15 protein-coding genes and 1 tRNA gene are annotated in these 23,970 nt (G+C 57.3%); 7 read left to right on the top strand and 9 right to left on the bottom strand.

The features are described 5' to 3' along the window. Positions 1-32: 32 nt before the first annotated feature. Together acnA and gdhA are read left to right on the top strand one after the other, a co-directional pair. Positions 33-2,813 carry an aconitate hydratase AcnA gene (gene acnA, locus JAO82_RS04335; protein WP_198685116.1) on the top strand — a complete coding sequence of 927 codons (2,781 nt, stop codon included), beginning with the start codon at positions 33-35 and terminating at the stop codon, positions 2,811-2,813. 220 nt (positions 2,814-3,033) lie between these two features. Continuing rightward, positions 3,034-4,380, top strand: coding sequence for an NADP-specific glutamate dehydrogenase (gdhA, locus tag JAO82_RS04330; RefSeq protein ID WP_198685115.1), 1,347 nt, complete (start codon positions 3,034-3,036; stop codon positions 4,378-4,380). Between the two features lie 588 nt (positions 4,381-4,968). On the opposite strand, the gene JAO82_RS04325 is transcribed toward gdhA, so the two are convergent. From JAO82_RS04325 to JAO82_RS04310, 4 genes are read right to left on the bottom strand one after another with little or no spacing between them, the layout of a single operon-like run. Beyond that, entirely contained in the window at positions 4,969-6,354 is a 1,386-nt protein-coding gene (locus JAO82_RS04325) for a TolC family protein (RefSeq protein WP_198685114.1), read from the bottom strand. Positions 6,355-6,361: 7 nt separating this feature from the next. Next, the gene (locus JAO82_RS04320) at positions 6,362-7,558 is read right to left on the bottom strand and encodes an HlyD family type I secretion periplasmic adaptor subunit (RefSeq protein WP_198685113.1); all 1,197 of its coding nucleotides are present in this window, start codon (positions 7,556-7,558) and stop codon (positions 6,362-6,364) included. A 2-nt stretch (positions 7,559-7,560) separates the two neighbouring features. Next, the gene (locus tag JAO82_RS04315; RefSeq protein WP_232897212.1) at positions 7,561-9,828 is read right to left on the bottom strand and encodes a type I secretion system permease/ATPase; all 2,268 of its coding nucleotides are present in this window, start codon (positions 9,826-9,828) and stop codon (positions 7,561-7,563) included. 47 nt (positions 9,829-9,875) lie between these two features. Continuing rightward, complete coding sequence (locus JAO82_RS04310) at positions 9,876-11,585, bottom strand: Ig-like domain-containing protein (protein WP_198685112.1); 1,710 nt, start codon at positions 11,583-11,585, stop codon at positions 9,876-9,878. A gap of 632 nt (positions 11,586-12,217) precedes the next feature. Between JAO82_RS04310 and JAO82_RS04305 the strand changes: the two genes are divergently transcribed. Further along, entirely contained in the window at positions 12,218-13,231 is a 1,014-nt protein-coding gene (locus JAO82_RS04305; protein WP_198685111.1) for a helix-turn-helix domain-containing protein, read from the top strand. Positions 13,232-13,765: 534 nt separating this feature from the next. Here the strand turns inward: JAO82_RS04305 and JAO82_RS04300 are convergent. Then, positions 13,766-17,440 carry a vitamin B12-dependent ribonucleotide reductase gene (locus tag JAO82_RS04300; RefSeq protein WP_198685110.1) on the bottom strand — a complete coding sequence of 1,225 codons (3,675 nt, stop codon included), beginning with the start codon at positions 17,438-17,440 and terminating at the stop codon, positions 13,766-13,768. Between the two features lie 501 nt (positions 17,441-17,941). Here JAO82_RS04300 and JAO82_RS04295 point away from each other — a divergent pair. Further along, positions 17,942-18,373, top strand: coding sequence for a hypothetical protein (locus tag JAO82_RS04295; protein ID WP_198685109.1), 432 nt, complete (start codon positions 17,942-17,944; stop codon positions 18,371-18,373). Positions 18,374-18,393: 20 nt separating this feature from the next. Here JAO82_RS04295 and JAO82_RS04290 read toward each other — a convergent pair. The 4 genes from JAO82_RS04290 to pdxH form a co-directional block, all read right to left on the bottom strand. Beyond that, positions 18,394-18,470, bottom strand: a tRNA-Pro gene (locus JAO82_RS04290). 73 nt (positions 18,471-18,543) lie between these two features. After that, positions 18,544-19,023 (bottom strand): DUF192 domain-containing protein, encoded by a 480-nt coding sequence (locus JAO82_RS04285; protein WP_198685108.1) that lies wholly within the window; start codon positions 19,021-19,023, stop codon positions 18,544-18,546. Then, positions 19,020-19,556 (bottom strand): cold-shock protein, encoded by a 537-nt coding sequence (locus tag JAO82_RS04280; RefSeq protein WP_198685231.1) that lies wholly within the window; start codon positions 19,554-19,556, stop codon positions 19,020-19,022. Before JAO82_RS04280 ends, JAO82_RS04285 begins: the two co-directional genes overlap by 4 nt. Positions 19,557-19,696: 140 nt before the next feature. Next, on the bottom strand, positions 19,697-20,302 hold the full coding sequence (pdxH, locus tag JAO82_RS04275) for a pyridoxamine 5'-phosphate oxidase (RefSeq protein ID WP_198685107.1): 606 nt from the start codon (positions 20,300-20,302) through the stop codon (positions 19,697-19,699). 135 nt (positions 20,303-20,437) lie between these two features. On the opposite strand from pdxH, the gene fabI reads away from it, so the two are divergent. From fabI to JAO82_RS04260, 3 genes are all read left to right on the top strand, one after another. After that, positions 20,438-21,244 (top strand): enoyl-ACP reductase FabI, encoded by an 807-nt coding sequence (fabI, locus tag JAO82_RS04270; protein ID WP_198685106.1) that lies wholly within the window; start codon positions 20,438-20,440, stop codon positions 21,242-21,244. A 241-nt stretch (positions 21,245-21,485) separates the two neighbouring features. After that, positions 21,486-21,989, top strand: coding sequence for a xanthine phosphoribosyltransferase (gpt, locus tag JAO82_RS04265; RefSeq protein WP_198685105.1), 504 nt, complete (start codon positions 21,486-21,488; stop codon positions 21,987-21,989). Positions 21,990-22,118: 129 nt separating this feature from the next. Next, entirely contained in the window at positions 22,119-23,963 is a 1,845-nt protein-coding gene (locus tag JAO82_RS04260; protein WP_198685104.1) for a peptidyl-prolyl cis-trans isomerase, read from the top strand. Positions 23,964-23,970 lie beyond the last annotated feature (7 nt).

Here is a 23,970-nt window from a genome sequence, read left to right as displayed (position 1 = left end):
AACATCCCCTCAACCTTCAAGGGAGGCCAGACATGCCCATAACTGTCGGACAGGACAGCTCGAAAACCCGCAAGACCCTTACGGTCAACGGCAAGAGCGTTGCCTACTACTCGATCCCGGCCGCCAGTGCGGCTGGTCTGGGCGATTTCACCCGCCTGCCCGCCGCGCTCAAGGTCGTGCTGGAGAATATGCTGCGGTTCGAGGATGGCAAGACCGTCACCACCGATGACATCAAGGCGTTCGGCAAATGGGCCGAACAGGGCGGCAAGAACCCGCGCGAAATCGCCTATCGTCCGGCGCGGGTTCTGATGCAGGATTTCACCGGCGTTCCCGCAGTGGTCGATCTGGCAGCGATGCGCGACGGCATCATTGCCCTTGGCGGCAAGGCCGAACAGATCAACCCGCTAAACCCTGTCGATTTGGTGATCGACCATTCGGTAATGATCGACGAATTCGGCAACCCGCGCGCCTTCCAGATGAATGTGGACCGCGAATACCAGCGCAATATCGAACGCTATACCTTCCTGAAATGGGGTCAGAAGGCATTCGACAATTTCCGCGTGGTGCCGCCGGGGACTGGCATCTGCCATCAGGTCAATCTTGAATATCTCTCGCAAACCGTTTGGAGCGACACCGATCAGAACGGTGAAATGGTCGCCTATCCCGACACGTTGGTCGGCACTGACAGCCACACCACCATGGTCAACGGCGCTGCTGTTCTGGGCTGGGGCGTCGGCGGGATCGAGGCCGAGGCCGCGATGCTGGGCCAGCCGATCTCGATGCTGATCCCCGAGGTCGTCGGCTTTGAGCTGACCGGCAAGATGGTCGAAGGCACCACCGGCACCGACCTGGTGCTTAAAGTGGTCGAAATGCTGCGCGCAAAGGGCGTGGTCGGCAAATTCGTTGAGTTCTACGGTGCGGGTCTTGACCATCTGCCGCTGGCCGATCGGGCAACCATCGCCAACATGGCGCCGGAATATGGCGCGACCTGCGGGTTTTTCCCGATCGACAATGAAACCCTGCGCTATCTGCGCCAGACCGGTCGCGACGAAGACCGCGTCGCGCTGGTCGAGGCCTATGCCCGCGAAAACGGCATGTGGCGCGACGCTGACTACGCGCCGATCTATACCGACACGCTGGGCTTGGATATGGGGACGATCGTGCCGGCCATTGCCGGACCCAAACGCCCGCAGGATTTCATTGCCCTGGATCGAGCGGCAACCGCATTCGGGGAATATGTCAAAGGCGAGCGCGAAGGTACGCAAGCCGAAGATAGGCAAAAAGACCGCTGGGAAGGCGAAGGCGGCCAGCGCGAACCGCGCGAGATTCCCGGCGATGTCGGCCACCACAAGCGCGGCTTTGTGGAGTGCACGAACGGCAACGGCGCCTATCAGTTGCATGATGGTAGCATCGTGATTGCGTCGATTACCTCATGCACCAATACGTCAAACCCCTATGTGATGATCGGTGCGGGTCTTGTCGCGCGCAAGGCACGTGAAATGGGGCTGAAGCCCAAACCATGGGTCAAGACCTCGCTGGCGCCGGGGTCACAGGTGGTGTCGGAATATTTGGAAGCCGCAGGTTTGCAGGAAGATCTGGATGCTATCGGTTTCAACCTTGTCGGCTATGGCTGCACCACCTGTATTGGTAACTCGGGGCCGCTTGAGCCGTCGATCTCAAAGGCAATCAACGATTGCGATCTGATCGGTGTGTCGGTGCTGTCAGGCAACCGCAACTTCGAGGGTCGTATCAGCCCGGATTGCCGCGCCAACTATCTGGCAAGCCCACCGCTGGTCGTGGCCTATTCGCTGATCGGTGACATGAATGTGGATATCGTCAAAGACCCGCTGGGTCAGGACAAGGACGGCAACGATGTCTATCTGAAAGATATCTGGCCCAGCAGCGACGAGATCAACGCGCTGGTGGAAAAGACCGTCACCCGCGAGGCGTTTCAGGAAAAATACGCTGACGTCTTCAAGGGCGATGAAAAATGGCAGAGCGTCGAAACCCCCGACAGCCAGACCTATAACTGGCCGACGCAATCAACCTATGTGCAGAGTCCGCCCTATTTTGAGGATATGGACAAGGAACCGGGCACCATCGAAAACATCGAAGGTGCGCGCATTCTGGCGCTATTGGGCGATATGATCACCACCGATCACATCAGCCCCGCCGGGTCTTTCAAGGAAAGTACACCTGCCGGGCAGTATCTGGTCGAACGCCAGGTGCCCGTGCGCGAGTTCAACTCTTATGGGTCGCGCCGTGGCAACCACGAGGTGATGATGCGCGGCACATTCGCCAATATCCGCATCAAGAACGAGATGCTGGATAATGTCGAAGGCGGCTACACGCTGGGGCCAGACGGTCAGAAAACCTCGATCTATGAGGCAGCGATGGCTTGGCAGGATAAGGGTGTTCCGCTGGTGATTTTCGGCGGCGAGCAATACGGCGCCGGCTCATCCCGCGACTGGGCCGCCAAAGGCACTGCCCTGCTGGGTGTGAAGGCCGTGATCGCCGAAAGCTTCGAGCGAATCCACCGCTCCAACCTGGTCGGCATGGGGGTGATCCCGCTGGAGTTCAGCGAAGGCGACAGCCGTAAATCGCTGGGCCTCAAGGGCGACGAAACCGTTACCATCGAGGGTCTAGACGACATCAAGCCGCTGGCCGAGGTGCCCTGCACCATCACCTATGGCGACGGCACGACCAAGAACATCACCCTGAAGTGCCGGATCGATACCGCCATCGAAAAAGAATATGTCGAACACGGCGGTGTGCTGCATTACGTGCTGCGTGATCTGGCTAAGTCAGCCTGATCTTTCGATGCTTCAGATCGTGAGGGTCGCGTCAGACTGGCGCGGCCCTTCTTATTTTCCAAAGCGCCAAAACGCAAAGGGGGCAAATCACCGGTGGCCAAAGCCGTGATTTTCTGACCCTCCGCTTTATTTTTGTTATTCCAACCGGCGCTTTCAGCCGCTAAGCACGCATCACATAAACAGGAAAAGATCCCCGGACCAGGGTGCGAAGGATGGTAGAATGGCAATCGACGAAAAACTAGAACCGGTAATGGCCGAAATCATGCGCCGCAACGCGGGCGAAGATGAGTTCCATCAGGCCACCCGCGAAGTACTGGAATGTCTGGGAACGGTGATTGCCCGCCATCCCCATTATGCCGAGGATTCGCTGCTCGAACGTATCTGCGAACCCGAGCGGCAAATCATTTTCCGCGTTCCGTGGGTGGATGACAGTGGTCAGGTGCAAATGAACCGGGGCTTCCGGGTCCAGTTCAATTCGGCGCTGGGGCCCTTCAAGGGCGGCTTGCGCTTTCATCCCAGCGTCAACCTCGGCATCGTCAAATTTCTTGGCTTCGAGCAGATTTTCAAAAACGCCCTGACCGGAATGCCCATCGGTGGCGGCAAGGGCGGGTCAGACTTCAACCCGCGCGGCCGCTCCGAAGGCGAAATCATGCGGTTCTGCCAGTCCTTCATGACCGAACTTTATCGCCATATCGGGGAATATACCGACGTTCCGGCCGGTGATATCGGGGTCGGACAGCGCGAAATCGGCTATATGTTCGGCCAATATAAACGCATCACCAACCGCTATGAATCCGGCGTGCTGACGGGCAAGGGCCTGCGCTGGGGCGGCAGTCGGGTCCGCACCGAAGCAACCGGATACGGCACCGTCTACTTCCTCAATCAGATGCTGGCGACCAAGGGCGACACCCTTGAGGGCAAGAAAGTCGTGATCTCCGGCTCGGGCAATGTCGCGATTTACGCCATGGAAAAGATCGCGGAACTGGGCGGAACCGTTGTCGCATGTTCGGATTCCAACGGCTATGTGGTTGACGAGGCCGGTATCGATCTGGATTTGATCAAAGAGATCAAAGAACGCCGCCGCGAGCGCATTTCCAGCTACCCGGAATTGCGCGGCAAGGGGGCACATCATGTCACTGGCGGCAGCATTTGGGACGTCCCATGCGACATCGCTTTGCCCTGTGCTACGCAGAACGAATTGACTGGCAAGGACGCCCGCGAACTGCTCAAGAACGGTGTGATCGCCGTGGCTGAAGGTGCCAATATGCCCTGTACACCCGAGGCGGTGCGCCTGTTCCAGAAAGCGGAAATCCTGTTCGCACCCGGCAAGGCCAGCAATGCGGGCGGTGTTGCCACCAGCGCGCTTGAGATGCAGCAAAACGCCTCGCGCGACAGCTGGACCTTCCAGCAAACCGAAAGCCGTCTGGCCGTGATCATGGCCGCCATCCACGACCGCTGCGCTGCCACCGCCGAGGAATATGGCATGCCCGGCAATTATGTGGTCGGTGCTAACATCGCAGGCTTCATCCGTGTGGCCGAAGCCATGCGTGCGCTTGGTGTGACCTGATCCGCTTGCGCCCGCGCTGATCCAACCGATCGGCGCGGGCGCATATGCGAACGCGCGCCATCGCAGGCAATACTTCAGGCTTGATTACGCGCCTCAATGCGGGTTTTCTGTCCAGCGATGAGATCGAAATTGACCTTTTTTGCGCCTTGCCTGCAGCCCAGACAGGGCACTGCGCAACAGGCCCCAGCGCCCGCTATCTGGCGCAATAAACAGCGCCAACTGCCCGTCCGCGATGGGTTGCTACCCTTCAAGCCCCATCTGTTTCAACTGATATGGGTTTTGCGCTTCGCGGTCTTTGGTCATGTCTCCCACAATTAACCGGTTAGTGGGGCTGTAACTGGCGGCATCTCCAGAACCTTACAGCTCGCACATCTGACCCCTTTGACGATCGATAGTGGGCTCTCCTGCATGGAGAACCTCCGGTAACGTGCGGCATAGCCAAACGCCTTGGCCTTAAACCTTTATGTTTTCTCCGGGAGGGTCAGCCGAACCACGCCGGTATTGGAAACTACAGAGCCAAAGCGCCCACGAAACCGTAACCCGCCTGGGCCGATTGAGCCTGTTAACTATGGTCTTGCTTAGCTGTCGTTAAAATCCATCCGCCGTCAGAGGATAACCATAAGTCTGAAACTTATTAAGGCCGAGTTCCCGGCGCAGGACCTTACTGCGAGCGGCGCATTCCACAAGCCGCTTTTGCAGGTCGAAACCGGCTTCAACCAATTCGGCTTTGCGTAGGTGAAGAGATTCCTCGGCGTCTAGCAGATCGGTGATTTGGCGTGTCCCGAGTTTGATATATTGGGTGTAATACAGATCGCGTGTTTCCGCCAAAAGCGTGATTTGGCGCGCCAGCATTAGCTGTTTTTCTTTCAGAGAAGAAATCTGCCTCCGCAGTCTCAGGTCATCCAAGCGGATATTGCGCTGCTCAGCTTCGACTAGAGCTTCAGCGCTGCGTTGGAGATTGCGCGCGGCATTTTCACGGGCCTTGATAGCCCCGCCATTAAACAGGGGCGAGCCGATTTCGACATTCATCCCCGTCTTGATCCCGTCCGTCCCAATACCCGCACGCCCAACTGGATTAAGGCTGATACTGGGGAGACGGGCGCGTTGAGCCCCCTCCAAGTTCAGCCGAGCCTTGACCAGTTCCAGCCGTGCGATACGCAACTGATCTGTCTCGCCGTCGGGTGGGCCGCAGGTCTGCGTGAAATTGGGGATCATGCCGCCATCACTGCGACCGGTCAAGCGCAGCAGCTTGTCGCGCATCTCGGCCAATTCCATCTTGGCATCTTGCAAATCGAACGCGGCACGCTCCATCCGGTTGCGGATCTCAAGCAGATCGGGCGAGGAGGACGCACCGATGTTGATGCGCTCTGTAATCAGCTTGTGCAGGTCCTCCATCGAGGCCAAATGCGCGGCTTTCACCTTAATCAGATTTTGCAACATCGCCACTTGTCGATAGGTGATCAAAGCCGTCGAAATAGACGCATCCACCGTGGCCTGAAACTTTAGGTATTGGATTTGCAGATTGACGTCGGCAGCCTTGATCGCGCGTTTGCGGCCACCGAAATCAACCAACACTTGATTGCCCGACAACTCAATATCGGGATCGCCCGCGCCCACCTCGCCGACCCCCGCGACCAGCCCGAAGCTAAGGCTGGGCATCAGGGCCGAACGCTCAATCGCGATCTGATCGACGCTGGCTCCGGTCAAGCTGGCCTGTTCCCGCACCGACGGGTCCAGCAACAAAGCTGCGCGCACGGCGCTCTGGGCGTCTTTGCCCTCGCCCGGTGTGAGGGGCTTAAGCGTCTGGCTGCGAGTTTCGATGTGGCGGACAGTTTCGCTTTCAGGGCTATTTCCACAGCCTGCCAAGATCAGAATCAGCGGCAGGATCGCCAGTTTGCCGCTGATGTTGAACCGCCAACGGTCTAATGGGGCGGTGGCAAGTGATTGGATAAGGCAACCATTGATTTGAGGCATCTACAGCTTACCTTTCTCTCATGGCTTCACCGGCGCGATTAAACGGGCGGAGGAGATAATCCAGCACCGTCTTTTGGCCGGTGTGGATATCAACGGTTGCAACCATGCCGGGTACGATCGAATAGCGGCGACCATTGTCATCGAGGAGCGTATCGCTTCTGGTCTTGATCAAAACACGATAATAATATTGTTCTCGGTTGATTTCATCTTGGATGGTGTCCGGAGAGATCGTCACCACTTTGCCTTTCAGACCGCCATAAGCGGCATAATCATAGGCGCTGATTTTTACGGTTGCTTCTAATCCTGGACGGATAAAGGCGATGTCGCGCGGTGTGATTTTGGCCTCGACCATCAATTGGTCGTCCAGCGGAATGATATCCATCAGTTTTCCATTGGGCGTGATAACGCCACCTATAGTGCTGACTTCGATATTTTTAACGATCCCTCTAACGGGCGAACGAAGCGTCAACCGTGTCACCACATCCGAGCGACTGCGCATAATCGGGCGCAGCGCAGCCAGTTCGGCCTCGGTTCGGGTTAGGTCTGCGTGGGCCTGAACCAGGAACTCGGCAGAGGTGTCGGAGCGCTGCATCTCGAGGTCGATCTTTTGCTTCTGTAGTCGAAGCACATCAATATTACTGGTCGCACCTGTTGCTTTCAGCTGCTGGTTGATCGACAGCTCCTCATTCGTTAGTTTGAGCGCCTGATCCAGCATTCCCAGTTTGTCCTCGAGGCCGCGTTTACGTTCGGCGTAAAGCTGGGTTTCGACGGCGATCAGATCCGGAAATTCGGTTAATTCATCGGGAAACACCAGATCCTTGCCGGTGATCTCGGCTCGGAGGCGCGTGGTCGTCGCCAGCGCTGCGCGGTATTTCGATGTGGCCTCTTCCACCTCGGCCTGACTGCGTGTGGGGTCAAGACGAGCCAAGACCTGACCCGGCTCAACCAACTCATCGGGGCGGACCTCTAGGCTGGTAAGAATACCGCCCTCCAAGGATTGAATGACCTGCTCACTCATGGTCGGGACAACACGGGCAGTGCCGGTGGACACCTCGTCAAGTACAGCGAAATACGCCCAGACCAGCCCACTGAGTAGCAGTAGAAACGCCACCACCACCACCTGTTTGGAGCGCGACAACTGAACCTCGTCTTCCTCTCCGAAGATAATACCGGCATCTGAGGCCGTGCCCTGCTTGCGCGCCATTTTCAGACCCCCTGCCGGGGCTTGGTCTCGATCGCATCCTGAACCTCCGATTGGGCATCGGGGACCAGTTGGGGCCGGACAGCCGGCTTGGGACGCGCTGTCGCACGCACTTTGCGCTGGAAATCTTTGCGCGGGCCATCATAGGTTATCTGGCCCCTCTCAACGATAATGACGCGATCCACCAGATCAAGCACCCGCATGCGATGGGTTGCCAGAACCACTGTGCGCCCTTCGCCCCATGTTCTCAGCGCGGCGATTAAATTGCGCTCGGTCTGATCGTCCATCGAAGCTGTGGGTTCGTCTAGAAGCACAATCTGCGGGTTGCGCAGTATCAACCGCGCGAGCAGCAGCGCCTGACGTTGGCCGCCAGACAATCCACGCCCGTCTTCAAGTAGCGGATAATCCAGCCCCTGTGCCATTCGGCTGACAAATTCGTTCGCGCCTGAGATCTTGAGCGCTTCAAGAATTTCGGCATTACTGGCTTGGGGCGCCCCCAGTATCAGATTATCTCGGATTGTGCCATGAAACAGACGGGCATCCTGCGTGAGCAGCCCGACATCGCGGCGCAGATCCGATGGATCAATTTGACCCAGGGCTATGTCATCCAGCAGGACCTCGCCCTTGCCCGGCTCGATCAGTCCGGCCAGCCCATGCAGGAACGTGGACTTGCCCGCCCCGATACGGCCCAGTACTGCGATTTTTTCACCTGCCGCAATTTTGAGGTCCGCAACCGTCAATGCTGAGCGAGTCATCTCAGGATCGTGGAAGAATTGCGCACTGCGTAGCTCGTAATTGCCCCTCAGCATGGCGACACCGATCCGGCTTTCCCGGTCTGGGTGATCCACTGGCATCTGCATGATCGCATCGATGCTTTCATAGCTTAGCTTTGCCTGCTGCAAGCGGCTAAATATCTGGCTGAATTGCGCCATCGGCCCCATCATTCGCGATCCCAAAATCGAACACGCCACCAGTGTTCCGGTCGTGATGTCACCGGCGATGACCATAGGTGCGCCCACAAAAACAATGATCGCAAAGACGCTGGTTTGCACAACATGGCCCCAAGCCTGTAGGCCACCCGTGATGGTCCGCTGCTTAAGCTGCGCTTCAGCGGCCACAGCGTTAAAATGGTTCCAGCGTTGTTGGAAACGGTCCTCCGCCTGAAGCGATTTGACATCTTCCATGCCCTGCACGGCTTCAATCAGCATGGCATTACGCATCGAGGCCTCGCGCATGCCTTCGTTGAGATAGCGGCCCAGGCGTTTTTGCACCAGCAGACCCGGCAAAATCATGGCGATCGCAGCCACGATCGGCACGATGACCAAGCTGCCGCCGATCAACCAGAAAAACAGCAGGAACAGAAAGAAAAAGGGCAAATCAGCCAATGCGGAAATCGTGGTCGAAGTCATGACATCACGCAGCGACTCTAGATCGCGAAGCTGTGCCACGAATGAGCCGGTAGATTTGGGTCGGGCCGAGCTCTTGACCCGCATCGCATGGCCGAACACCTGATCAGACAGCCGAATATCGGCCCGTTTGCCCAGAATATCGACGATCTTCGTGCGCGTTTGCCGCATGATGAAATCAAATGCAGCTGCCATCATCACGCCGATAAACAACACAAAAAGCGTATTAAAGGACTCGGCCGGCACCACACGATCATAGACCTGTTTGGAAAATATAATTCCGGTCAGACCCAAAACATTCGCCGTTAAAGAGGCGATCATGACATGGCCATAAGGCCGCAAATCCGGCAGGATAAATCGGCGGATCCAGCCTTCTTTATAGGGAGCGATATAATTATCGACGCGCGCATCGACCAACGTGCGCAAGGGGCGCGCAATTCCGAAGCGGCGCAGCTCTGGCAAAAGCTGGGCAAGCGGCATAAGCGTCGCATCCTGCTCTCCGGCCAACAGAATCTCAACCTCTCCGGTTTTAGAAAGCGTGGTGACTACCCCCGTACTGCGATCGCTGAATTCGCAAATCACAGGCAATCGCCATGCGGTCAATTTGAGATCGGCCGGTTCATAAAGCCGGATTCGCAGACCAATATGGCGACCCAATAGCGCCAATCCTTCGATCTCGGGCTTATCGGCATTCCAGGCGGCGCTGTTCAAGGCTGATTGGGCCGAATAAGTAATGCCGTAATGCCCGGCAATATGACCCAAACAGGTGACCCACCCCTGAACATCAAGTTCAGGACTTGCAGCCTGATCCAGTACGAGATTGTCAGCAAGATCCATGGCGGCCTCGGCAGCTTGCAAAACAGCCAAGCGCGCCGGGGGAAACCCGACGCGCCCGACTTTTGCAATTAAGGTGATTAAATAACCTGAACGCTGGTCAAATCATCATCGCTCTGCGCGGCCATGAAATCTGCTCCAACAGGTGCGGATTGAGCCTCGATTGGTGCTGGAATATCCGCATCGTCAGAAGGCTCACCAAGCAGTTCGCCCGGGATCTCGCCACCTTCATCGTCCATGAAATAACTGAACAATGCGCTATCATCATTCGCGCTGCGTTCGGCGTTTTCCGGCGCACCAATTGTCTCGCTCACATTCACCGTGACGTTCAGTTTAGCGGTATCTTCATTTCCGTCCTGATCCTTGACTGTGACAGTGAAGCTATCTGTTTCGCCATCAGCAGCATCTAATTTAGGCGTGTAGGTGTAATCGCCTCCTGACTCGATCTCGAGCGTGCCGTGATCACCCGTGATAGATTTCGGGCCTCCACTAAGGTCAAAGTTGGTGCCCCCAAACGTCACAGAACTTATTTCCAGACCCGAAGTAGCTTCATCTACTGCACCTTCAATAAAGTTGCCTTCGGCAGATGTGGGAACAGTAGCGTCCTCCTGCAAGATCAAATCTGTCGCGGTAACTTCAAGCTTACGGGTAACCCCAATCCCGACACTTATGAGAGCGGGGTTCGGAAGCAATGCTGCACGATACTCACCCGCCGGGAAATCCCTTAATTCTACGGTTCCAGAAGTTTCGGTAAGACCAAAAAGTAAATTAAGAGTCAGAATACCATCGTTGACACCCTGCGATCCAGGGTCAAAGCGGCTCCATCCTCCAACTTCGTTCTTCACCTCAATAATTAAAGCATATTCGCTAAGTACACCAATTTCTGCGAGGCTGGAAAGACTTAGTTCGAAGTCAACTTCATTTTTACCTTCAGCGAGATCGAACTCAACGAGCGGATAGCCTGAGCTGATATCAACATCAATCAAGTCACCAAGCACGTTAATATCTACAGTATCAAAATTCGTATCACTATCCGTTTTCGGTGTGGCCTCCCGCGCGTAGTGCTGTGTTAAATCTGCCTCATTTGCGACATCTACTAGATTGAAACTATCGTCGGGTATTTCAATCGGCGGTGCCGTGATTCTCTCGGAATCAGACTCATTGCCGGCATCGTCCCTCAGCCTGACCTCAACCGTTTCCCCATCGTTCAGGGGCGGCTCGAATTCGATCCGGAAATCGCCGTTTTCATCAACAGAGCCTCCTCTGCCAATGGCATTGCCCGATCCATCCGTCACCAATACGGTGGTGTTGGGCACCCCCTTACCGGTCAGCACAGCGTTATCTTCGATGAATGCAAGGTCAGTCGGTGCTGCAAGGGGGGATGTGCCCCCGCCGCCACCACCATCCGAGGAGCCTCCGCCAGCGACCGCTGCACCGGCTGCCAACGCGCCGAGCGCCGCCGCTATGCCGCCCCCGCCTAGCGCTGCGGTGCCTGCTCCAGCTGCACCTGCCCCTACAGCGGCACCTCCTGCGGCAGCAGCTCCTGCGGCCCCATCTGTCGCGAAGGCCAATTCGCTCAAAGCTTCAGCCGAATGTGTGAAGTAGTTGCCGACACGGATCACTTCACCCGACTTCATATGAATGAGCAGGTCACCACCATCGCGTGAGTAGCGCTCGACGCCAGCCTCGCTGAATGGCAATCGAATCGTGCTGACGCCTTCGACCTGAATCGAGGACAAGTTTACGACGCGCTCTACGCCGCTTGATCTATTGGTAATGGTTGCCTTCATAATCTTACTCCCGATTAAAATCTTTGAAACCAGCCCCTAAGGAGCTGTGCATAGACATTGGTGACGCTGTGATCCGTCGGCAGCTTTAATTGGCCTAATCCGGCCTTCGTAATGCTGTGTAGGAAACCATGGGTATTTCCACCCACAACCTGCGCCGGATCCCTGTCGGAATTGATGAGCTGCAAATTAAAAGCTGGATCAGCGATCAGAAAATCTGCGCTCCCGCCGTTCAGAAACAGACATCTCCGCGCGATCCGGGGCGCATTGGGGGAAGGATGCCGGGCAGCGGATGACCAAGCGAAAAACGAACGAAGCATGGCAAAAGCTTTTATTTCTATGGCGCCTACCACCGAAGCCGGGTTGGAGACGTCGGATCAGATGGCCAAAACACATGGATGGGACAGCGCCCGTTCGTCCTGCTCATACGAAACCCGCGAAGGCTCCGATATGCGCAGCGTCCCAAAAAGCGTGGCGTTGCGTACCAAAGGGTTTTTACTGAAGATAACCACAGGTTTGCACCGGCGCACGACCACTGCCCTGCACCAAACGAGAACCGATTGTTATAGATGCTCGACTGCGTTAACCCTATTAACTGCATATATTTGAACGAGTAATTTATTAGGATCAGACCGGTGACATCCAGAATGTTATCCATCTCGACAGATGTTCTCGAAGCGCGCTTTCGAACTGATTTTTGGCGGGCCCTAAGCAGCCCGCTTCATGACGTGTCGCCCACGGTTACCGGCGAAGTGCTTGAGGGCGGGCTTGACGCGCGTATGTTAGGTTCTCTTATGGTCGGAAAACGACACAGCAATGCTCGCAGGAACCTACGCGACCGAGCGCGCATCACGCAGGGGGAAATGGACGGCTACCAGTTGGAACTCTTTCTGGATGGCAGCCTAGTTGGCGATTGCGACGGAACCGACATGCGTCTCGGCCCCGGTGATATCGGCATCTTCGACTATGCCCGCCCCTATCGCACCCAGCAGACCGCCGGAACCAGCCTGCTGCTTTACATGTCGCGCGATCGGCTGGATGCCGCAATGGGTGGCCAGTCCGCCCATGGAGCGGTTTTGCGGGCTGAAGAGCCGATCACTCTCCTAATCTCAAACATTATCCAAAACTTGGTAAAGGTCATGCCTGATATCTCCGACAAAGATGCCATGGCAGTAGACACCGCAACGATCGACCTGATCGCTGCTGGTATCGCGAGACAGCGAACGGGAGGCGAGGACAAAAGCCTAGAGATTCAGCGGGTCCAGCAGCGCGAGATTCTGGCGTTCATCCGTCTCAATCTCGCCGATCCCGAACTCGGCCCCGACATGCTGGCCCATCGCTTCCGTATGTCGCGCACTCACCTCTACCGCATCTTTGCCAGCCAAGGGGGTATCGCAAGCCTCATCCGCCAAGAACGTCTGAGACATGCCTTTCGCGAACTGCAGCGTAATCGCAACCGGACCATAACCATGATTGCATACGATTACGGGTTTTCGAGCAGCCATCAATTCTTGCGCGCCTTTCGCGCCCAATACGGCATGACGCCGAGCGATGCGCGCCAACGGTCGGGATCGACGGACACCTGCCGCGGCGTCGCCGGTCTGGCTGCGCATCTCGCGCGAACAGTGGATACGCCCCCCGGAGCGTAACGATGACTTTTCCCCCCGCACCACGGCGGCGATAAGCGCCAAGAATTTCGCATTTCTTCCGTAGTGCTGATCAGCATCGGCCTCTCTTACGAATGCGGCAGGGGTAGACGGAATGCCGTTTGGCTCGAAGGTCATCGTCTGGAAAGCAACGGTCGGCTGGCAATCGGTTGATCAGCGGGGCGCTCGCTGCGCCGCTTAATCGGGGGCGAACAGGTGCGGACAGACGCGATAGCTTGTTGGCGAGCCTGAAGCGTGGCGCAAAAGATATTGCCGTCTTGTCGGAATGCAGAGACACAGTATGTGGCATCACCATATCAAGTTGCCTCTGTGTTTTCTGCTTTGCCTTTCTGGGAGGTTGCAAAGAAATGAAGGCGCCGCACGGACGCCTCCAAAGCAACTTTTGATTTTTCAACCGACACGAACCGGCTGGGCCGCGGCCCAGCCTTCAAAGCGCACGATCCGCTTTTAACCGTAGCCGCAAATTCCGTCGAATTCTGAAATTCTGATGAATTTACAGATTCTAACAGGTTTGCCTCAACTGCACCCCGTGGTCCCGCCGCAAGTGTTACACTTCATGCAGGTGCCATTGCGCACCAACGTATAGTTGCCACAATCGCTGCAAGCCTCGCCCTCATAGCCTTGCATCCGGGCTTTGGTGCGCGCGTTCAACGCCGTTGCGCCCGCCGATCCCGTAGCGGCTACGGCGCTGAGCTGCGCAGGTCCGGATTCGGCACCCACGGTCTGCAATGTGCTGGCCTCCGAACTTGCCGCACTCATCGTTGCGCCGCCAGCATGTCCCCCGCCACGAAGCACCACCAGTTCTTGCGGTAAACGCTTGCGCAGATAGCCGGTCGAACTGATCTGCTTGAGCACCTCAAGTGAACGGGTCGCGGCGGTCTCGGTAATTTCTGAAACATTCGACACGCTATCTTCACCGCCACGACAGAGCGAGTCAAAACTGGCCCCTTCCGGTTTCACATGGGCCAGATCAGTGCGGTCCAGATAGGACACCGCCAGTTCACGGAACACGTAATCCAGAATCGACGTGGCGTTCTTGATGCTGTCATTGCCCTGTACCATGCCGGCAGGCTCGAACTTGGTAAAGGTGAAGGCATCGACGAATTCCTCCAGCGGCACCCCATATTGCAACCCCACCGACACCGCGATGGCGAAATTATTCATCATCGCGCGAAAGCCCGCACCTTCCTTGTGCATGTCGATGAAGATTTCACCCAATTGGCCATCTTCGTATTCGCCGGTGCGCAGATAGACCTTATGGCCGCCGATCAACGCCTTCTGGGTATAGCCCTTGCGCCGTTGCGGCATCTTTTCGCGGTGGCTGCGCACGATTTCCTTGACGATGATCTTTTCGACCACCTTTTCGGCCAGCACCTTGGCCTTTTCCTGAGCATTGCCGGATTCCAGCGCTTCGGCGGCCTCGTCATCGTCTTCGACAAGGGCCGAGGCCAGCGGCTGCGACAGCTTGGAGCCATCGCGGTAAAGTGCGTTGGCCTTCACCCCCAGCGACCACGACAGTTCATAAGCCTTCTGGCAATCTACAATGGTCGCGTCATTGGGCATGTTGATCGTCTTCGAGATCGCCCCCGAAATAAAGCTTTGCGCCGCCGCCATCATGGTGATGTGGCTGTTGACGCCCAGATAGCGGGTGCCTTTCCGGCCGCACGGGTTGGCGCAATCGAAGATGTGGTAATACGCCGGATCCAGATGCGGCGCGCCCTCAAGCGTCATGGTGCCGCAGACATGGTCGTTTGCCGCCTCGATATCGCTGCGCGAATAGCCCAAATGGGCCAAAAGATTGAAGGTAGGGTCGTTCAACCTTTCGGTCGGGATGCCCAGCACATTGGTGCAAAACTCTTCGCCCAGGGTCCACTGGTTGAAGACAAATCGGATGTCAAAGGCCGCTTCCAAGGCCGCGTCGACCTTGGCCAGCTCATTGGCTCCGAAGCCATGCCCGGCCAGCGAGGTATGATTGATCCCCGGCGCGTTCCCGATCGAGCCATGGCCGACCGCATAGGCGACGATCTCTTCGATTTCAGCGCTGCCATAGCCCAATTTCTCCAGCGCCGCAGGCACCGACTGGTTGATGATCTTGAAATACCCGCCCCCGGCCAGTTTCTTGAACTTGACCAGTGCAAAATCAGGTTCGATTCCGGTGGTGTCGCAATCCATCACCAGTCCGATCGTGCCGGTCGGCGCGATCACCGTGGTCTGCGCGTTACGATAGCCGTGCTGCTCGCCCAGTGTCAGCGCTTCGTCCCACGCCGTGATGGCCAAATCGACCAGCCGGACATCGGGGCAGTTGGCGTGGTCCAGCGGCACCGGCTTTACCGACAATCCCTCATAGCCGTCGCTCGCGCCATGGGCAGCGTTGCGATGGTTGCGGATGACGCGCAGCATGTGAGCGGCGTTACGCTGATATCCGGCAAAGGGCCCCAACTTGCTCGCGATCTCGGCGCTGGTGGCATAGGCCACACCGGTCATGATCGCGGTCAAAGCACCACAAAGCGCCCTGCCCTCGTCACTGTCATAACCCAGCCCCATATTCATCAGCAGCCCGCCGATATTGGCATAGCCAAGACCCAATGTGCGGAAATCATAGGAGCGCCGCGCAATCTCCTTGCTGGGGAACTGTGCCATCATCACACTGATTTCCAGCGTCAGCGTCCAGAGCCGCGCTGCGTGCATGTATTCTTCGGCCTGGAACACCCCGTCTCGATAGAATGTCAGCAGGTTTAACGAGGCAAGGTTGCAGGCGGTGTCGTCAAGAAACATGTACTCAGAGCACGGGTTGGAGCCGCGGATCGCGCCATCTTCGGGGCAGGTGTGCCAGTCATTGACGGTGTCGTGATATTGGATGCCCGGATCGGCGCAGGCCCAAGCGGCGTGGCCGATCTGCTCCCACAGATCGCGGGCCTTGACCACCTTGGCGACCTTGCCATCGGTGCGGTTGATCAGTTCCCAATCGGCGTCTTTTTCTACCGCTGTCAGGAACGCATTGGTGACCCGGATCGAATTATTCGAGTTCTGACCCGAAACCGTGTTATAGGCTTCGGAATCCCAGTCGGTGTCATAGGTGGGAAACTCGATCGAAGTGTGGCCCTGGCGGGCGTAATCCAGCACCTGCTTGATATAGGTTTCGGGAATCATGTTGCGCTTGGCATCCCGGATGGCGGCTTTCAGCGCGCCGTTCACCGTGGGATCATAAGCGTCATCCTCGGTCCCATCCCACTGTGCGATGGCCGCGAATAGGGCGTTAAGCTGGATCTCGTGCATCTTGGAACCGGCGACAATGCTGGCGACCTTCTGTTCCTCGATCACCTTCCAGTTGATGAAGTCCTCGACATCGGGATGGTCGGCATCGACGATCACCATCTTTGCGGCGCGCCGTGTGGTCCCGCCGGATTTGATTGCTCCGGCCGCACGGTCTCCGATCTTGAGGAATCCCATGAGGCCGGAGCTTCTGCCACCGCCCGACAGTTTCTCGCCCTCTCCGCGGAGCGATGAAAAATTGGTGCCCGTCCCCGAGCCATATTTGAACAGGCGCGCCTCGCGCACCCACAGGTCCATGATGCCGCCGTCGTTGACCAGATCATCCTGCACGCCCTGAATGAAACAGGCGTGCGGCTGGGGGTGTTCATAAGAGGATTTGGATCGAGTCAGCTTGCCGGTCGCGTGATCGACATAGTGATGCCCCTGCGCGGGACCATCAATGCCATAGGCCCAGTGCAGGCCAGTGTTAAACCATTGTGGGCTGTTAGGCGCGGCACGCTGGGTCGCCAGCATATAGCGCATCTCGTCATAATAGGCGCGCGCGTCATCTTCGCTGTTGAAATAGCCGCCCTTCCAGCCCCAATAGGCCCAAGCACCGGCCAGCCGATCAAATACCTGTTTGGAGGACGTTTCGCCGCCAAATTCGGTATTGTCATCGGCCGGTGCCGAGCGCCACAAGAATTCTGGCACGTCCTGTTCAGCGACCTTTTTCAAGCGCGCCGGCACACCGGCCTTGCGGAAATATTTCTGCGCGATCACATCCGATGCGACCTGACTCCAACTGGCCGGAACTTCGATATTCTCAAGACGAAAAACGACCGTGCCATCCGGATTGCGAATCTCCGAGGTTGCCGAGACGAAATCAAGTTCGGCATATGCATCCTGTCCGGCGGCGGTGAACTTTCTGTCAATTTTCATTTCTTCGGTCTTTCTTTCTGTCCCTTGCGGCAAGTCTTTTGCTGCAGTCTCTCAGCCGTACCTGTCGACAATTCTTCAACTGCCCCTGCCCGATGGCGGAGGGGAGCCCTGCTCACAGCGCAGGAAGTCACGATTCATAATTTCTGTGTCGGTCGCGCCAGACTATGGTGATCCCTACCATATCTTGTGGCCACTGGACCCACTGCCACAACCTCGCGGAAGACTCATCAAATTGCAAACAAATTATTCGTCATCAACCCCCCCGAAAAGACTTGGCATTAACCTCAAATTAAGGGTTGCGTACGCCGCCATGAGTCGCCCACAACAGGTAATTCCAGCCATAGTGTTGTCAGCGCGCACAAAATCTAAACTGTCCACAAGGTTATACTCACGACTCAATCGGTGTTAGGATTGCGAGTCTGCGAGCCACTGCGCATCAGGCAACGCTTACTAGCGGTCCATGCGTAAAACACGTTGCCGCCAATCACGGAGCGCTCTCATATGCGTCGAATCATTCCCCTGATTCTTGTTGCTCTGACTGCGTGTGTACCCCCTGTCGACGACAGCTCGATCGGCGTGGCGCGTTTCGCTTCTTATCCAGACGACCTTTTTACTGCACTGGAGTTGGCGTGCTCCTCTCCGGCGCAGACATTTCTGCGCCTTTCCGAGAATCGGGTGGAATGCCGCGAGTACCTGCCACCCGAACCTACGGCCGCGCTCATCCTAAGCCATGACGGCACCCAAGAGGACTTGCCGCAACTGGTAATTCGTTTCGACGCACATGCCGACACGCTCGGCTGGCTCGTGGAAAACGATGTGTTTTTGAACGTGCCACGCCGCTCTTCTTCGGCGCTGGAGCTGCGCGAACGCGACCCCCGAATGACCCGGACCCTCAACGCACTTTACCGCCGTGCTGGCGGTGTGCCTGAATAACATAGCTTGCAATGAGAAGATGGTCGGGGCGGCGAGATTCGAACTCACGACCCCCTGTACCCAAAACAGGTGCGCTACCAGACTGCGCCACGCCCCGAACCAAGGCCGTATCTAGCGGGGTTGGTTCGGATTGAAAAGCCCTGAAAACAAGTAAAAGCAGGTATTTTGCGTTATTCTGCGTTTTTTTCGCAGGGCCATGCAGCCAAGCCATCCCTGAATGCTGGATGCTGCATTTCTGTGCCTGACTTGATACCGTAATCCTGTGCCAGACCGCCATTTATCTCAAGCACAGCGAACACCGCTTGACCGCCGGAGACCGGGGTCAGATCGCCGGGTTGGGCGTTATGATGAACATGAGTGATAGTGCCGGTGCGGTCGGCAAAGAGGATGTCGAGAGCAAGCAGCGTGTTCTTCATCCAGAAGCTGGCCGGTTGCGGAGAATCGTAAGCGAACAGCATTCCAGCACCGCGCGGCATTGTTTCGCGAAACATCAGGCCGCGTGCCCGTCCCTCGGCGGTGTCAACAACTTCGACGCTGAACTGGGTCTGCCCCCAATCGCCCCGCAACGCGACAACATCATCGCGACAGTTCGCCAATCCCGGACCCGCCAGCAACGCCAACGATGCCACCAGGATCAGGCGAAGCGTCATTCCATGTCGTCCGCGCCGTCCTCATCGTAGAAAAAGGCAGCGGCCTCCCAGGTCAGTACCTCGGCCGCCATGCGCCCCCTTTTGCCATCGACGACGCGCAGCGCAACCGCTTCACCGGATTGTAAATCGGCAAGTCCGGAATGGCGCAAAACTTCGATATGCAGGAATATATCTTCTTCACTGCCAAACACGTTGGCAAAACCGAACCCTTTGGCCTTGTCGAACCATTTGACCCGCGCAGGCTGCAATTCCGCATTGTCCAGCGCATCCGCATCCATATCGGCAAAGTCAGCCAGAATCGGGGTTTCGTCGCGCGCGGGTGGTGTGATCGAAATGACCTCAACCGCCTGAATTCCGCGATCTGTCCGGTGTGTCAGGATTTCAACCTGTGACCCATCCGCAATCGAGCTCTGGCCGAAGTTTCGCAAGACGTTAACGTGCAGCAGAACGTCGGCACCGCCTTCGTCGGCGATGACAAACCCGAATCCCTTAACCGGATCAAACCACTTCACTACTCCATGCACTTGGTGCATGTCGCCCTGATCATAAGCCAATTTCTGCTCGCCCTAATCTTAGACCGATATATCAAACATACACATGTTCAAAAAGCTGGCGGATATCAAGAGCAAAAAAGACGGCAAAAACAGGTGGTTAAAACCCACCTTACGTGTTCTTACGGACTCAGTCGGCTGACCTTCCAAGCAAGATCTAGTTTCTCGCGCCGCCAGACAAAGCGATCGTGTAAGCGAAACGCGCCATCGGCCCAGAACTCGATCTCCAAGGGCAGCACCCTATAGCCCCCCCAAAACGGTGGCCTTGGCGGAGTTGCACCAAAGCGGGCGGTGACGCGCGCGACCTCGGCCAAGAGGGTATTGCGGCTGGGCAGCGGTTGACTCTGCATAGAAGCCCACGCCCCCAAGCGGCTTTTGAGCGAGCGCGAGGCAAAATACTCATCCGCTTGCGGGCCATCCTCACGGCTGACCAATCCGCGCACCTTGATCTGCCGGCGCAGCGATTTCCAATGCATGACGAAAGCAGCCTTACCCGCACTGTCCAGCTCAACGGCTTTGGGACTGTTGTAGTTGGTGTAAAACACAAACGCGTCGGCTTCGATCTCTTTCAGGAGTACCATACGCGCGTTGGGCAGGCCGTCGGCATCAACCGTTGCCAGCGCGATTGCGTCGGGGTCATTCGGCTCCTCGAATCTGGCTTGGTCCAGCCAGTCTCGCACAATTTCGAACGGGTCGTCCCCGGCAAAAATTCCTTTTCGATCGCTCATGGTCGCCTTACCTCTTGCCGCAATTCCGTCACGCTAGAACTGTGTTCCGCCCGGAGCAAGTGCCACGCCCTTGATGCGGCTGCGGCAATCGCTTAAAGGTCTTTCCCAATACGCAAATACAGGCGGAGAAAACACATGTCCAACCAGCTGATGGCGGGAAAGCGCGGCCTTATCATGGGGCTCGCAAACGATAAATCCATCGCTTGGGGCATTGCGCGGACGCTATCGGATGCTGGCGCCGAACTGGCCTTTTCCTATCAGGGTGATGCGCTGAAAAGACGGGTCGACCCGCTCGCGGCGCAACTGGGCAGTGAAATCGTCCTGCCCTGTGACGTGAGTGACGAAGCCTCGATTGACGCTTTGTTCGATGGGTTGAAACAGCACTGGGACTCGCTGGATTTCATCGTTCACGCCATCGGGTTCTCGGATAAGAAAGAATTGCGCGGCCGCTATGTGGACACGAGCCGAGCCAATTTTGCAATGTCGATGGATATTTCGGTCTATTCTTTCACCGCTGTGGTGCAGCGCGCGGAAAAAATGATGACGAATGGCGGTGCCGCCCTGACCATGACCTATTATGGGGCCGAACGTGTCATGCCCCATTATAACGTGATGGGGGTCGCCAAGGCCGCGCTTGAGGCGTCGGTACGGTATATGGCCGAAGATCTGGGCAAGGACGGGATTCGCGTCAATGCGATTTCCGCAGGTCCTATCAAGACACTGGCGGCCAGCGGGATCGGGGATTTCCGCTATATCATGAAGTGGAACGAGTATAATTCACCGTTGCGCCGAAATGTGACCATCGACGATGTCGGCAACTCGGCGCTTTACCTGCTGTCCGATCTTGGCGCCGGCACCACGGGCGAAGTCTTGCATGTTGATGCCGGTTATCATGTGGTCGGCATGAAGGCGGTGGATGCACCTGACATCACTAAGGCCTAAGCAAGGTCTGGGTGGCGCCGGGTTCGCGCCCTAGCCTTACAAGGTCGCGCGCCAGCGCTCAGCGATGACTGCTTGCGCGGATTGACCACGCCAGCGGGGCGCGCGGGCGCGGCCCACGGCCCCGTGCCACCTGAATAGCAAAGAACGCTGATTCCTGGCGATAGTAGCCCATGGATGTGGATCTGCGACTTCCCTTCAGGTGAGCTCTGCTTTACAAATCGCCACAAAACTGGAGCGCGCGATGACCGACCGCCTACCACATGAAAAGGGATTTCATATCAGCTGGGACCAGATCCACCGCGATTCCCGCGCGCTGGCCTGGCGCTTGGATGGCCACGGGCCGGAGAACGGCGGCTGGCGGGCCGTGGTCGCGATAACGCGCGGCGGCATGGCACCGGCAATGATCGTCGCACGCGAACTGGATATCCGAACCGTCGATACGATCAGCGTGAAATCCTATGACTATCAGGTACAGGCTGAAACCCAGGTCTTGAAAGCCCCCGATGCCAAACTGATGGGCGATGGCACCGGCATTTTGATCGTTGACGATCTGGTTGACAGCGGCAAGACGCTGGAACTGGTACGCAGCATGTATCCAAATGCGCATTTCGCCACCGTCTATGCCAAACCCAAAGGACGCGCGCAGGTCGACACCTTTATCACCGAGGTTAGCCAAGATACTTGGATTTTCTTCCCTTGGGACATGGCCCTGCAATATGTTGAGCCCTATCGCGAGCACCGATGAGAGCAAACGACCTGCACGTTTGCTCCACCCGCTCCAATCCACTGCCATCCGATCTTGCCCCCCTCGCGTGCGCAGCGTAGACAACACCCAGCAAAAAGACCGGCAAATTTTCGCCAGCAAGGGAGCATCATGGCCTTTCGCATCAAATCGCTATCCAAGACCTTTGTCTGGATCATTCTTGGTCTGCTGATCGTTGGCTTGGCTGGCTTTGGCGCGACCAATCTATCGGGATCGGTGCGCACGGTGGCCACCGTCGGCGACCACACCGTCAGCGTCGATCAATATGCCCGCGAGCTGCAGCGCGAAATCCGCGCCATCGAAGCCCAGACTGGTCAAGCCCTGCCGATGAGCCAAGTCGAAGCAATGGGTCTTAACCGGCAGGTTCTGTCGCGTCTGGTCGCCTTGGCCGCGCTGGATAACGAAGCCGAGTTGATGGGGCTGTCGATCGGTGATGCCAATCTGCACCGCGAAATTATCCAGATCGCGGCGTTTCAGGGCGTTGACGGAAAATTTGATCGCGAAGCATATCGTTTCGCGCTGGAACAGGCCGGGCTGAATGAATCTGTTTTCGAGAGCGATCTGCGCGCAGAAAGCGCTCGGACCTTGCTCCAAACCGCGATTGTCGGCGGCGTCGAGATGCCCGACATTCTGGCCGATACACTGACAGAGTTTCTTGCGGCGCGCCGCAGCTTCACCTGGGCGCCCCTGTCCGACCGCGATCTCATCGACCCCCTCCCGATCCCCACTGAGGACGAGCTCAAGGCGTTTTATGAGACCCATCAGGGAGACTTCACACTCCCCGAGAGCAAACGCCTGACATATACCCATCTCAGCCCCCGGATGCTGCTGGACGAAGTGAAACTGGACGAAACCGGACTGCGCGAACTTTATGAGCAGCGCTCCGCAGAATACAGCCAGCCAGAACGCCGCCTTGTCGAGCGGCTCGTGTTTCCCGATGACGCCGCCGCAAGCAATGCCAAAGCGCAACTAGGGGCCGGAGGCACCACTTTCGAAGCGTTGACCCATGATCGCGGGCTGGAACTGCATGACATTGATCTGGGCGACGTAAGGCGCGACGAACTGGGCGAAGCCAGCGCCGCGATCTTTGACGCCGGTATCGGCGACGTGGTCGGCCCGTTGCCCTCCGCGCTGGGGCCGGCGCTGTTCCGGGTGAACGGTATTCTTGAGGCGCGCGAGACTTCCTTCGAAGACGCCGAGCCGGAGCTGCGCAAGGAACTGGCCGCCGCCCGTGCCCGCCGGCTGATCGAAACCCGCGCGCAGGAGATCGATGACATGCTGGCCGCTGGTGCCACGCTCGAGGATCTGGCCCGCGAAACCGATATGGAAATCGGTCAGATCGAATGGTCCGAGGACAGTGCCGATGGCATTGCCGCCTACGAGGATTTCCGCGAGGTTGCTTCTGCTGCCACACCTGATGATTTCCCCGAGATCGGCTTTTTCGAGGATGGCAGCATCTTCGCCCTGCGCGTGGATGAGGTTCTGCCCTCCCGGCCCGAGCCCTTCGAGACCGCGCGTGACCGTGTGGTTGATACTTTGAACGCGCAATTGCGGATCGAGGCCTTGACTGCCCGCGGCGACGAGGTGATCGCTGCTCTGGACGATGGGCAAAGCCTTGGTGCCAGCGTCCTTGAAGTCACCGCAGAGACCGGTCTGACCCGTAACACCTATCTGAACGATGCGCCCAATGGATTTATGCAGCAGGTGTTCGAAATGGAGCCCGGGGAAATGCGCGTAGTCTCGGATGACGCGACGGTTGCTGTGGTGCAACTTGATGCGACCCTGCCGCCGGCAGAAAACGCTGAACTGGCTGAACTGCGCCGCGCCCTGAACCAGGAGCTTGACCAGGCGCTGGCCAGCGCCTTGTTCGAAGCCTATGCAATGGACGTTCAGATACGCGCCAAGCCGCAAGTAGATCAGCGCGCGCTGACTGCCGTGCAATCCAGTTTCCAATAAGGCGAAC

It is taken from the genome of Pontibaca salina (assembly GCF_016307205.1).
GTDB classification, from domain to species: Bacteria; Pseudomonadota; Alphaproteobacteria; order Rhodobacterales; family Rhodobacteraceae; genus Pontibaca; species Pontibaca salina.
The sequence above is the reverse complement of the archived record's forward strand: the minus strand, read 5'-3'. Positions and strand labels throughout refer to the sequence as shown.